We start from the raw sequence: 12874 nt of genomic DNA on the forward strand, positions 1-12874 counted from the left end.
TTATTCTCGCGCCAACGCGAGCCGAGCCAACCGGTTTCTCATCGCGTATCGGATGAAGAATGCCTCAGGTTTCGGAAATCAGACGTTTCAAATACGCCCCGTAGCTGTTTTTCCCAAATTGATCAGCGCGTTCTGCCAAAGCGTCGGCGCTGATCCAGCCATTGGCAAAGGCGATCTCATCGGGGCTGCCGCTTTGCAAGCCTTGGCGTTGCTCAAGTGTGCGCACGAAATTCCCGGCGTCGAGCAAACTCGCGTGGGTGCCGGTATCCAGCCAAGCATATCCGCGCCCCATTTGCTTGACCGACAAGTCACCATCCGCGAGATACATCTCAAGAAGCGAAGCGATCTCAAGTTCGCCGCGTGCGGATGGCGTCACCTGACGGGCGCGTTCGGGCGCTGTCTCATCAAGGAAGTAAAGCCCGGTGACCGCGTAGTTCGACGGCGGTTTCGCAGGCTTTTCGACAATCGCGCGCACCTGGCCATTTGCGTCGAAATCCACCACGCCGTAGCGTTCGGGATCGGCCACGTGATAGCCAAAAACGGTGCCCCCGGCCGTTGCGACGTCTGCCTCTTGCAGCAAGATCGGCAAGCCGTGGCCGAAGAAGATGTTGTCCCCCAGAACCATCGCCGAAGGCGCGCCCTGCAGAAAATTCTCAGCCAGAAGATAAGCCTGCGCAAGACCGTCAGGCGAGGGCTGCGTGATATATTCCAGCGAGATGCCCCATTGGCTGCCATCGCCCAACGTGCGTTTGAACTGGTCCTGATCAACGGGGGTCGTGATGATCACAATCTCACGGATGCCCGATAGCATCAGCGTGGTCAGCGGGTAATAGATCATCGGCTTGTCATAGATCGGCAGCAGTTGTTTCGACACGCCGATGGTGATCGGATACAGCCGCGTTCCGCTGCCGCCTGCCAGAATGATGCCTTTGCGTTGGGTCATTATGTGACCTCCAGCTCGCTAAGAATTTGTGCCAATCCGGCTTTCCAGTCTGGCGGAGCAATCCCGAAATCCTGCGTAAGACGCGCGCAGTCCAGCCGCGAGTTATGCGGTCGCGCGGCGGGTGTCGGGTATTGCACGCCGGGGATGCCGGTGACGGTGACATCGCGGTGGGCTTGCGCAAAGATTTCTGTCGCGAAGTCTTTCCAGCTTACCCAAGGCATGCCGCCGTAATGATACAGCCCGCCACCCTGACCTGCCCCTAGGGGCGCGGCAATGCGCAGCAATGTGGCGGCGATGTCAGCAGCGGGTGTCGGCCCCCCGATTTGATCGTCCACCACGGTCAGCGCATCTCGGGTTTGCGACAAGCGCAGCATTGTTTTGACGAAATTATTGCCGTGTGACGATACCACCCAGCTTGTGCGTAAAATCGCATAGCGCCCGCCCGCCTGCGCAATGCCCTTTTCGCCTACCAGTTTTGAGCGGCCATAGGCGTTGAGCGGCGCAACCGAATCATCAGGCTTCCAAGGGGCGTCGTCCGATCCGTCAAACACGTAATCGGTCGAGAGATGCAGAAACGGAATTCCCTTGGCGGCGCAGGCCCGTGCCATGGCTGCGGGCGCATCGCCGTTGATCACAGTGGCCAATGCCTCTTCTTCTTCGGCGCGGTCGACAGCCGTGTAGGCGGCGGCGTTGATGACGCAGGTTGCGTTGCTTTCCTCTATCACTTTGGCGCAGGCCGCCGGATCGCTGAGATCGGCAGCGTCACGGCCTAGCGCTGTGACCTCGCCTTGGCGCTGCAACGCGGTTGCGACCTGGCCGGTTTTGCCGAAAACGAGGATCACGCGCGCACCCCAAGTCGCTCGCCCACGCCCTCGCGGGTTTGCAGGGCGCGCCACCAATCCTCGTTGTCGAGATACCATTGCACGGTTTTCGCAAGCCCTTGTTCAACGGTCACGCTGGGCCGCCAACCCAACTCGTTGCGAATACGGCTGGGGTCAATCGCGTAGCGCGCGTCATGGCCGGGTCGGTCGGTAACAAAGGTGATTTGGTCGCTATAAGAGCCCTGCGATTTCGGCCTCTTTTCATCAAGGATCGCGCACAGCGTTTGCACCAACTCAAGGTTGCTGCGTTCGTTTTCACCGCCGATATTGTAGCTGCGCCCCGACGTGCCCTTTTCAAGCACTAACAGCAACGCATCGGCGTGATCCTCGACATAAAGCCAGTCGCGAATGTTCGAGCCATCGCCGTAGATCGGCAGGGGTTTGCCCGCCAAGGCGTTCAGGATGACCACCGGAATCAGTTTTTCTGGAAAGTGGAATGGCCCGTAGTTATTTGAACAATTGCTCAGAACAACGGGCAACCCGTATGTCTCGTGCCAAGCGCGCACCAGATGATCGGAGCTCGCCTTTGAGGCTGAGTAGGGAGAGCGCGGATCATAGGGCGTGGTTTCCGTGAATTTAACGCTTGGGTCATTTGGCAGAGAGCCGAACACTTCATCGGTTGAAATATGATGAAAACGGAACGCGGCGGGCTTGCCTTGCGCGGTCCAATAGCGCCGCGCCGCTTCCAGCATGTTGTAAGTGCCGGTGATATTCGTGTCGATAAAATCGCCCGGTCCGTCGATTGAACGATCAACATGGCTTTCCGCCGCCAAATGCATCACCGCATCGGGCTGATGACGATCAAACACCGGATCAAGCGCGGCACGGTCGCGAATATCGACCTGTTCAAAGGCGTAATGTGCACTGTTTGACACGCTGGCAACGTTCGCAAGGCAAGCGGCATAGGTCAGCGCGTCTAGATTGACGACATCATGTCCGCGCGAAATCGCCAGACGCACCACTGCTGATCCGATAAAGCCAGCGCCACCGGTAACCAAGATTTTCATCTGCCGATCTCCCAGACGAATGGACTGTTGAGACCCGCCAAGCTGCCTGCCTCGGCATCTTTGGGCGAGAGCGCGGGACTCACCCCCTCGGGTAGATCCCAGTCAATCGCGAGATCGGGATCGTCCCAACGGATCGCGCCCTCTGTTTCGGGGGCATAATAATCGCTACATTTATAGATGATTTCGGTGTCCGGTTCACGCGTGACAAAGCCATGCGCAAAGCCGGCCGGTATGAGCAGTTGCCGCCCGTTCTCAAAGCTAAGTTCGGTCCCAAACCACTGCCCATAAGTCGGGCTTCCTTTGCGAATGTCGACCGCGACATCCCAAAGCCGCCCCCTACCGCAGCGCACCAGTTTGTCCTGCGCATGAGGGGGCGCTTGAAAGTGCAGACCGCGAATTGTGCCCTGCGCCTGTGACAAAGAATGGTTGTCTTGCACGAAATCATACTCGAGGTGATTTTGTTCAAACGCTTTCGCGCTATAGCTTTCGCAGAAAAACCCACGGCTATCGCCAAAGCGTTTGGGAGTTATGATCAGGACGCCGACGAGGGGCGTTTGTTCTATAAGCACGCGAGGCTCTCATTGCATTGAAATTTACACACGGCAAAATGGTCTAGAATGGATCGGATTGCCAGTGTGCAAACGCATCGTGATCACCGCCGATGCGCAGCAGGGGCTGAAGTCTCAAGAAAATCTTGTTTAGTTGGTTGAGCGGAGGGTCGCGGCGAGAAAATGCCCTCATGATTTCATCAGCTTTCGTTAGCTTAATTCACCAGAAATTCGGCATGCAATGCGCCTGCAGCGTTAATGCTTTTCAGGATGTCGATCATGTCGCGCGGGCTTACCCCTAGTGCGTTGAGACCAGCGACCACTTCAGACAATGTGCTGCCCTCGGTCACCTCCGCCATGCGAATACCGGGTTCTTCCGTGATCGATGCTTGCGAGCGCGGCACGACGACAGTTTCGCCCTCAGAGAAGGGGTTTGGCTGCACGACCAGCGGGCGCTCTTCGACTTTGAGCGTCAGATTTCCCTGGCTGACGGCCACGCGCGAGATGCGCACATCTTGCCCCATAACGATGGTTCCCGAGCGTTGATCGACAACCACGCGGGCCCGCTGTTCGGGTTCGACACCAAGGTTTTCAACTCGTCCAATAGCATGTGCAACTGATCGCGCGCGTGTGGATTTGATGTCAAGCGCGACGGTGCCGCCGTCCAGCATCTCGGCGACGCGCCGACCGTATTCGCGGTTGATCACCGTTTCAATTCGACTGGCGGTGGTAAAATCCGGGGTGCGTAAAGCGAGCCGAACCACGTTCAAATCATTGATCGCAAAATCAATTTCACGCTCTACGCGGCCGCCAGCCGGGATGTTGCCCGATGTCGGCACCCCTTGCGTAACAGTTGCGCCTGCGCCTTCGGCGACGGCGCCGCCTGCAATGATCGTGCCTTGTGAAACGACATAGATTTCGCCATCAGCCGCCTTGAGCGGGGTCATCACCAAAGTGCCCCCCAGCAGACTCTTTGCATCGCCAATCGCCGAGACGGTGACGTCGATTTGGCTGCCAGCGCGCGAGAACGGTGGCAATGATGCTGTCACCATCACGGCAGCAACGTTTTTGGGCCGAAACTGTTCGCCGGTAACGTTAACGCCGAGTCTCTCAAGCATGTTTGACATAATTTCTTCAGTGAAGGGCGCATTGCGCAAGCCATCACCCGTCCCATTGAGCCCGACGACAAGGCCATAGCCAACTAGATCATTGCCGCGCACCCCATCGAATTCGACCAGATCTTTGATCCGGATCGGAGTGGCTGCGGTCAGGCAAGGCACAAGCAACAAGCAGAGGGCGAGAAAGACTTTCAACATTATATATAATCCGCCAGCGAGAGCCGCGAGAGCCGCGATGTCAGTGTGTAAAGGGTTTCGAGTTGGGTGCTGACGGCCTCGAGTGCAGTTGCGCTCTCATATGGATCGGCAGAGATCAGCTCGGTTCTTGCCAGTTTCAGGGATGTACTCTCGGCTTGGTTGCGTGTTTGGGCATCGGCGATTTTGCCTTGTTTCGAGCCGATTTCGGCGGCCAACCCTGTAAGACTAGAGTTGCCCGAGAGGATACGCTCTCCTGCTGCTACTGAGAGTGTAGAGCGGGCCCCTTGATCCCCCCCAAAAAGCCCGTCTGCCATCAGTGATGCGATCGCAAATCCTTTAATTACATCTCGAATACGCGGATCGGATGCGGAGCTGTCTATCGATGTGGTTTCACCATCCGCGATACGAAAACTCAGCCCCAGACTGTCATCGCCACGATAGGCTGTGTCGATGAAACCACCGCCTCCGGCGGGCGCAGAAAACCAACTATCAATTAGTGTAATTGCGTCTTCTGCCGATGTCGCACCAGAAATTTCCGTTTTGAGCGCTGATAAAATATCTGCAGGATCGGCTAATGGTGCGGTGTCGGTTGCTGCACCTGAGAAGACATAACGACCCGCCACGTTGGTGTTGAGTGCCGAAATCAATGTGTCGAACTTTACGGCCGCGTTGGCAGCGGTGACATCTATCAATGTTGGGCTGGAATTAGTGGCGGCTGACAGCAGGGTTGTAGCAGAATCTTCAGATAAGGAGCTGATAACGCCCAACGTTTCCTGCATCGTGTCCGTTGTAAGCGCCGCTTCAGTCGTGACAACGTTATAGCTATCCATCATCGAGAGGCTGCGATTGATACCGGATAGTGAAGAAAAATCCCCGGCCACTGCGGCGCCGATATCTTGTTTGATGCCGCTGGCGACTTCTTGACTGAGTTGCGACAGCGTCGTTTTGAGCTGCGTGTTATGCTGGCGTAGCTGGAAGCTTTGGGCCATATCACCGACGGAAACGTAGTTCATCTTACAGCTCCAGTAGTGTGTTAATGAGAGTGTCTACGGTTTGCATTACCTTCGCATTGGCGGCGTACATGCGTTCGACCTGTAGAAGCGTTTGCAGCTCTTGGTCGGTGTCCACGCCATCGGCGAGCGCCATTTCGTTTAGTGTCTCGTGGCGCGCGGCGGCAAAGCTCTCGGTTGCCTCGGCGCTTTGGCGCTTGCTTGAAAACTCGGACATCAAACTCGCGGCCAAGCTTGACGCGCTGTGTTTCGAGGCACCAAAATCACCCGAAGATGGGGTGCTTTGAGCCGTTAGCGCATCTGCGAGTGAGGTCAGGATTTGTGAGTTTCCGACCGAGCCCGCGCTGGTTGCGCCCAAACCGTCGCGAAGATGCCAGAGCGCGCCGCCCTGATCGGGGTCGGCGATTGCATTGATTGAAATCCGACTGGCCAATCCCAGTTCATTCGCCGTATCAAGCGCCCCACCGGCATCGGTAAATAGGCCCGGATCGCCAGAGCTTAGGGTTGGATCGGTTGTAGGATCAGAAAAGCGCTCAATCAGGTTGCGCGCATAGGCATCAACTTGGGTCTGTGCTTGCGGTGCCAATTCGTCACGGATGGAAAATAGAGCGCCGAGTGAGCCTCCGCCCATCAGTCGATCATCGTCGGTTGCAATGTCCATTCCGTTGATCGTAAGACCTGAAAGCGCCCCCGAATCCTGCGTCATGTCTGCGGTAATCGTGCCCGCTGCGGAAAATCCGATCTCGACCGGATTGCTTTCCAGCAGAAATGCACCGCCAGTTGTAACGAGGCTGATCTGATCATTATCGCGCGCGATTTGGCGAACGGGAACGATTGTCGAAACTTGATCAACCAAGACCTGACGTTGATCGAGCAGCGCGCTGGCATCATGGCCGGATGCGCGCAAAGAAAGAATATTGCTGTTGAGTGTGTCGATCTGCGCCAGTGATTCATTGAGAAAACTGACTTGGGATGCGATTGATTTATCGGCATCCATGCGTGCTTGTTGAATGTTGTCGCTGGTATCGCCCAGATGGGTCGTGATCGACTTTGTGGCATCAAGCACCGCCGTTAAACGAACTTCGCTTTCAGGCCGACTAGCAGCCTCAACAAGATTGGCCTCGAGGTCGGACAGTTGCGTTGAGAGCGATCCGGCCTCTTCGGGGTTGCCGAGCCAGCCCTCCATCTGTGAATAGAAATCGGTCCGCTTGCCAGCGTTTTCGGCACTTGCATCGGCAAGACGTCGGTCTTGCAGGACGGTTTCATTCACCGCGCGATTGACACCGGTGACTGCGACGCCTGCACCGTTTGTGCCAAGCATTTGCGACGATAACTGCACCTCGCGGCGTGCATAGCCCTCGGTCATGGCATTTGCGGTATTGGAGGCCACGACCTCTGCCATCCGCGAGGATGCGGTGAGCCCGGACAAAGCGTTGGATAGAGCGAGCGTGATGCTCATCATGGCCTCCTATCTGTGATCCTACACGGATCAGCGTTTGATATTCGTCGTCTCTTGCAGCATTTCGTCCACGGTCTGGATGACCTTGGCATTCGAGGAATAGGCGCGCTGCGTCTGAATGAGGTTTGTAAGTTCCTGCGCCACGTCGACGGCCGAGCCCTCTCTGGCGTAACCCTCAATAGAGCCGGTCGGGCCATCGCCAGCGTCCCACAGGAAGAACGACCCAGAAGTCGGCGAGACCTGGAAGGTCTGGTTGTCGAGCGAGGTCAGGCCGTTCTGATTGGGGACATCGACCAACGGGATTTGGTAAACGGTGCGGATGAAACCGGTGTCGTAGGTTGCTTTCAAATAGCCGTTTTCATCAATTTCGACCGCTGTCAGGTTGCCTACTGGCGAGCCGTCCTTGTTGATCGCGGTCGGTGCGAAGCTGTCGGACAGTTGCGTCAATCCGTTGGTATCGCCGATCTTGCCAATGGTGACTTCCATCGGGCCACCAGCAACCGACAGTGAGAGTTTTCCCGTAGCGGCGTCATAGGTGCCCCCGGATACCACATTGACCGAGGCAAGCGTGCCGCCCGATCCGCGGCTGTCATCGAACGCCAGCGTATATTCCCCGATGATGCTTTCATCGGTAGCGGTCGCTGGATCGTCGACGGTTGCGGAGTCGCGGATTACCATCGTCCATTCGTTCGAACTTCCCGTCGTGGGAACGCTTGGTGTGAAGCTGATGTCGAGCGTTTCAGACGTTCCGAGGTTGCCGAAATACTCAACCGAGAGAGGCAATGTATCGCCTGCAGCGCCTGCTTCGGTATCAACCGCGGGCAGGTTCACGCCAAGGTTCATCTTCGTCGTCGGGTCGCCAGCTGTCTGGTTGGCATTGATGACCACGGGCTCAAGGCCAGCGGTGGTGTCGCGTGGCATGACCGAGATCGTCCCGTCGGCATTTGCGGGCCAACCCATCAGGACAAGGCCGGATTCTGTTTTGAGCGTGCCGTCAGCATCGGTGCGAAATGCGCCGGTTGTGGTCAACAGGAGCGTCGGGTCACCAGAAGACGCTTCGACCTCGACCGAGGTGGCCACAGGCAACATGCCACGGTCCGACACCGCGATATCAAGCGCGTTCGAGGTGCCCACAAGCGCACCGCGTTCTTCGATCAAGCGGTTGGTTGAGGCGCGCACGCCACCAGCGGAATACGACCCCGCGCCATTTGAATCGTTGATCACCATACTTTCGAATTCAGCGACCACGCGTTTATAGCCGTAGGTTCCAGAGTTCGCGATATTGTCTGAAATTGTAGCGAGCCGGGTGGCGTTGGCTGCCAGACCGGCTACGCCAGCGTTCAGCGAAGAGGAAATGGACATAAAAGGCGCCTTTCTGCTGCAGTGTCCGAATTGCCGCTAGATTGGCGCGCTTTGGTTTAAGATCGTCCTAACATCTCAAATTTTTCCAACTTCTTTTTAGCGACGACTGCGCAACAAGATGACTTCAAGCCTGTTATTGCGTACATCCATCGGCTTTTTGACGCTTGGTTTGCGGTCCGCAAAGCCCGTGACGCGCTGAATACGGTTCTTATCGAACTCCGCCGATTCCAGCAGTTCGCGCATGGTTTGCGCACGCGCCGATGACAGTTCCCAGACCGGATCCCGCTTGAGCATTTGCGGATAAGACCGCGTGTAGCCGTTGATTGCGACCTGATTCTTCACCAAGCCGAAAACACGCGTCAGCATTTCTGCAAGCTCGCGGGTCAGCGGTTCTGGCGTGGCACTATCACCGTCAAAAAGCGGCTCTCCGGGAAGATCGAAAAACTCTACGATCAACCCCTCATCGGTCACTTTGGTCACGATATGGCGCGCCAGCTGTTCCGAGACCATCGACTCACCGCCGACACCCGTCAGAGCCTTTTCAAAGTTCTTCGCGGCTTGGTCGAACTGCGCCTTTTCCGTGTCGTCTTTGTCCTCGGCCGAGTTTTGACCTTTGGCCTGATGTTCCTCGCTCGGATGCTGCGCGGTGGCGCCAGTGCCGGTCTGCGCGATCTGATCTTCGGAAAAGACAGACTCGCCACCAAAGGCCCCATCGCCACCACCGGAAATCCGGTTGATCGGAATCGTCGGACTAAAATAATCCGCGATTCCCTTGCGTTGTTTTTCAGTCGTTGCATTCAAAAGCCACATCAACAGAAAGAAGGCCATCATGGCAGTCACAAAGTCAGCATAGGCAACTTTCCACGCCCCACCGTGGTGCCCGCCGCCGCTAACGACCTTCTTGCGTTTGATGATGACTGGAGCCGCAGTATCGCGCGCACCCATCACACCACCTCATTTTCACCCAAGAGGAGGTTTAGCAGGGCGGGTTTAACGCGCGGTTTACAGATAAAATGCGCGCTATCTTGCTCAGCCCTTGTTGTTGGCCGGGCAATCGCTAGATTTGGCGCATGACGGGGCCAGTATTTCAGCAAGACCAAGACCTGAGCGGGCTGATTGCCTGTCCTCGCTGTGATGTCTTGCACCGTGCCGAGGAATTGGCCGATGGACAAAGGGCGAGATGCGCGCGTTGCGGCACGGTTCTGATGTGGCCGCGCGAGGGTGCGTTTTTGCATGTCGTGGCGTTCTCGTTCACCGGGATGATCCTGATGATCGGGGCGATTTTCTTTCCGTTTCTCGAAATCGCGGCGAGAGGTCTGTCGCATAAAAGCTCGATATTCGGGGTTGCGATGGCGTTTTCGGACGGGTTTCTGGCGCCACTGGCCTTCGCAGTGCTGACGATGATCGTGGCGTTGCCGATATTTCGTTTTGCCGCCCTGATCTACACGCTTTGGCCGCTTGCCAATGGTCGACCAGCCTATCGCCATGCCGCCACCGCGTTCCGGCTGGTGCAGGAACTGCAACCTTGGGCGATGGCCGAGATTTTTATCATCGGCACAGCCGTGGCACTGGTGAAAATTGGCGGGCTTGCGACCGTGTCATTAGGTCCGGCCTTTTGGGCGTTTTGCGTCTTGATCATCGTGATTGCGCTGAAAAACAGCTTTGTCAGCGACTGGACGATATGGAAAGCAATAGGACAGAAATGAACGCATTAACGGCGACTGATGCCGGGCTGGTCGGCTGCACGCGTTGCGGTCTTGTCTGGCATCAAGATGAGTCGCATTGCGGGCGCTGTGGGGCGCATCTGCATGTTGTGAACAGTCACGGGCTTCAGGCTGTCTGGGCGTGGTGGATTGCGGGGCTGGTATTTTACATCCCGGCCAACCTTTTGCCGATGCTGGTTACGACAACGCTGGGCCACGCGCAAAAGAATACCATCGTCGGCGGTGCGATTGAGTTGTGGAAACACCACAATTACGGGGTCGCGTTGATTGTATTTGGTGCCTCTATCATGATCCCGATTGGCAAATTCATTGCCGTCGCCTATCTGGCAATTACGGTCGGCAATGAAAACCGACGAGGTGGGGCACCGCATTTGCATATGCTAGAGGTTGTCGAGTTTATCGGGCGATGGTCGATGATTGACGTGTTTGTCGTGGCGATCCTGTCTGCGCTTGTGCAACTGGGTTTCGTGGCATCAATTCATCCCGGCCCGGCGGCGGCGTCTTTTGCGCTGTCAGTTGCTTTTACAATGCTTTCCGCACAAAGCTTCGACCCGCGTCTGATCTGGCGTGGCATTAACAGAGAGAAAAGATGACCGACACGCCAGAGCCCGGTCCGGCCAAACTTGACACCTCCAAGGCCCCGCGTCCGATCTGGTCGCGGCTTTCGGTGGTTTGGATCGTGCCATTGCTGGCGCTGGTGGTCACGCTTGGGGTCGCCTTCAAGACGTACTCTGATCGCGGAGTGCTTATTCACATCGACTTCAAAGACGCCACCGGAGTCGAAATTGGCACGCCGCTGAAGTTTCGCGAAGTTGATGTCGGTAAGGTTGAAACTATCGGCTTTACGCCGGATCTGACGCAGGTGCGTCTTGGCGTGCGCGTGGACAACGACGTTGCGTCTTATATCGACACGAAAACAAAGTTCTGGCTGGTGCGCCCCGAAGTGTCGGCGCGCGGGATCGAAAACCTCGGGACGGTGTTGTCCGGCACCTATCTTGAGGGGTTCTGGACCAACAAACCCGGTGCCCCGCAAGTCCAGTTTACGGGGCTTGAGCAGCCGCCGATCTCGCCAGATCCCAGCAAGGGCACCAGTATCGAACTGAGCGCGAGTGATGCGGGCGGTATCGTGGACGGCGCGCCGATCTTGTATCGCGGGATCACGGTGGGCCATTTGCAAAATCTGCGTCTGGACAAGGACTCATCGGGCGTGATCGTGGATGCGTTCATCGAGGCGCCGTATAACAAATTGCTGTCGACCCAAACGCGGTTCTGGGACACGTCCGGGTTCTCGGTGAAAGTTGACACATCAGGCCTAAGCCTTGATGTGCGCTCGCTGGCGACGCTGGTGCAGGGTGGGGTCGAGTTCGACACATTCACAAGCGGTGGCGGGATCGTGGATAACGGTCACTCGTTCCGCTTGTTTGCAAGCAAGGACACGGCTGAAAACTCGATCTTCCAATCCGATCAGGTCGCGCCGCCACGTTATACGCTGTTGTTTGATGATCCGGTGCAGGGGCTGAGTGTTGGCTCCAAAGTGCAATTCCGCGGCGTCGAGGCGGGCGAGGTTACGGGACTTGCGATCAAGATCCGTGAAGATTCGACGGGTCAGCGATTTGCACAGCAGGAATTGACGATCGCGCTTTCGCCCGACCGTTTGGGGCTGGCGCGCGATACGGACGCTGAACAGGTCACGCAGTTCCTTGAAGGCCAGATTGAGAACGGGTTGCGGGCGCGGATCGCCTCGGTTGGGTTGCTGGGCGGAACGATGGTCGTCGAGCTGACCGATGTGCAAGATCAGCCCAAGGAAACGATGAATCTGGATGCGAAACCTTACCCCACTATTCCGACGGCACCGATGTCTGAAAACGATCTCGCGAAATCGGCCAAGGGGGTGTTCAAGCGCGTCGAAGATTTGCCGATTGAGGATCTGATGAACTCTGCCATTCGCACGCTGGATTCGATCTCGGCTGTGGCAGAAAACGAAAACACGCGCAAAGTGCCGGGGGAACTGTCCGGGCTTCTTGAACAGCTACGTACCTTTATGGGCGATCTGAACAAGCAAGGCGCTGCGGATAAAACAGTGGCGGCGCTGGATCGTGTGACCGAGGCTGCGTCTTCGGTTCTTGAGGAAATCTCTGGCCTCGATCAAACGCTTGATTCCGCTGATAAGGCTGCGCAGGCCATCGCGGACATGCCGCTGGGCGATATCGGTAAGAAAATCGACACGAGCCTCGCCAGTATCAATGACTTGTTGAACAAGCAGGGCACGCAGGATCTGCCGCAATCTCTCAACGACACGCTGGAACAAACGGCCGCGATCTTGGAGCAGTTGCGCAAGGCGGGCGCGGCGGAGAAGCTGAACCAGACGTTGGATGCGACACAGCAAGCGGCTGGGTCAATTTCCAAGGCGGCTGATCGCTTGCCCGAGTTGACGCAGCAGTTGCAAGACCTTGTGGGGCAGGCGCGTGCGCTGGTGGCGACTTATGGTCAAGGGTCGAATTTCTCGAACGAGACGAATAACATGCTGCGAGAACTGCGCCGCTCGGTTGCCGATATCGGCGCGGTGGCGCGGCTGATTGAACGCAACCCGCGTGCCTTTATTCTGGGCCGCTGATTGGAGATAC

At 56.9% G+C, this 12874-nt stretch carries 12 protein-coding genes; 3 read left to right on the top strand and 9 right to left on the bottom strand.

Annotated features, from left to right (window positions below; all coding sequences use genetic code 11):
- Positions 1 to 64: 64 nt before the first annotated feature.
- The 9 genes from rfbA to DT23_RS02520 form a co-directional block, all read right to left on the bottom strand.
- Positions 65 to 943: a glucose-1-phosphate thymidylyltransferase RfbA gene (gene rfbA, locus DT23_RS02480; protein ID WP_038127897.1), complete on the bottom strand. Its 879-nt coding sequence runs from the start codon at positions 941 to 943 to the stop codon at positions 65 to 67.
- Positions 943 to 1785: a dTDP-4-dehydrorhamnose reductase gene (gene rfbD, locus DT23_RS02485; RefSeq protein ID WP_038127901.1), complete on the bottom strand. Its 843-nt coding sequence runs from the start codon at positions 1783 to 1785 to the stop codon at positions 943 to 945. The genes rfbA and rfbD overlap by 1 nt, the downstream gene beginning before the upstream one ends.
- Positions 1782 to 2831, bottom strand: a complete 1050-nt coding sequence (gene rfbB / locus DT23_RS02490; RefSeq protein WP_038127903.1) for a dTDP-glucose 4,6-dehydratase — start codon at positions 2829 to 2831, stop codon at positions 1782 to 1784. Before rfbB ends, rfbD begins: the two co-directional genes overlap by 4 nt.
- A complete protein-coding gene (gene rfbC / locus DT23_RS02495) occupies positions 2828 to 3400 on the bottom strand; it encodes a dTDP-4-dehydrorhamnose 3,5-epimerase (protein ID WP_038127905.1) in 573 nt (190 codons plus the stop codon). The genes rfbB and rfbC overlap by 4 nt, the downstream gene beginning before the upstream one ends.
- Positions 3401 to 3594: 194 nt before the next feature.
- Entirely contained in the window at positions 3595 to 4695 is a 1101-nt protein-coding gene (locus DT23_RS02500) for a flagellar basal body P-ring protein FlgI (protein WP_038127908.1), read from the bottom strand.
- Positions 4695 to 5708, bottom strand: coding sequence for a flagellin (locus DT23_RS02505; protein ID WP_038127909.1), 1014 nt, complete (start codon positions 5706 to 5708; stop codon positions 4695 to 4697). The genes DT23_RS02500 and DT23_RS02505 overlap by 1 nt, the downstream gene beginning before the upstream one ends.
- A 1-nt stretch (position 5709) precedes the next feature.
- On the bottom strand, positions 5710 to 7164 hold the full coding sequence (gene flgK, locus DT23_RS02510) for a flagellar hook-associated protein FlgK (protein WP_038127911.1): 1455 nt from the start codon (positions 7162 to 7164) through the stop codon (positions 5710 to 5712).
- A 30-nt stretch (positions 7165 to 7194) separates the two neighbouring features.
- Positions 7195 to 8526: a flagellar hook protein FlgE gene (locus tag DT23_RS02515; protein ID WP_038127912.1), complete on the bottom strand. Its 1332-nt coding sequence runs from the start codon at positions 8524 to 8526 to the stop codon at positions 7195 to 7197.
- Positions 8527 to 8622: 96 nt separating this feature from the next.
- Positions 8623 to 9471 (bottom strand): flagellar motor protein MotB, encoded by an 849-nt coding sequence (locus DT23_RS02520; RefSeq protein ID WP_038127914.1) that lies wholly within the window; start codon positions 9469 to 9471, stop codon positions 8623 to 8625.
- Positions 9472 to 9596: 125 nt separating this feature from the next.
- On the opposite strand from DT23_RS02520, the gene DT23_RS02525 reads away from it, so the two are divergent.
- The 3 genes from DT23_RS02525 to DT23_RS02535 are packed head-to-tail and all read left to right on the top strand — an operon-like array spanning position 9597 to position 12864.
- Entirely contained in the window at positions 9597 to 10232 is a 636-nt protein-coding gene (locus tag DT23_RS02525) for a paraquat-inducible protein A (protein WP_038127916.1), read from the top strand.
- On the top strand, positions 10208 to 10843 hold the full coding sequence (locus tag DT23_RS02530; protein WP_038127919.1) for a paraquat-inducible protein A: 636 nt from the start codon (positions 10208 to 10210) through the stop codon (positions 10841 to 10843). The genes DT23_RS02525 and DT23_RS02530 overlap by 25 nt, the downstream gene beginning before the upstream one ends.
- A complete protein-coding gene (locus DT23_RS02535) occupies positions 10840 to 12864 on the top strand; it encodes an MlaD family protein (RefSeq protein WP_038127921.1) in 2025 nt (674 codons plus the stop codon). Before DT23_RS02530 ends, DT23_RS02535 begins: the two co-directional genes overlap by 4 nt.
- Positions 12865 to 12874 lie beyond the last annotated feature (10 nt).

Origin of the sequence: Thioclava indica (genome assembly GCF_000714545.1) — a bacterium.
In the GTDB taxonomy this organism is placed as follows: domain Bacteria; phylum Pseudomonadota; class Alphaproteobacteria; order Rhodobacterales; family Rhodobacteraceae; genus Thioclava; species Thioclava indica.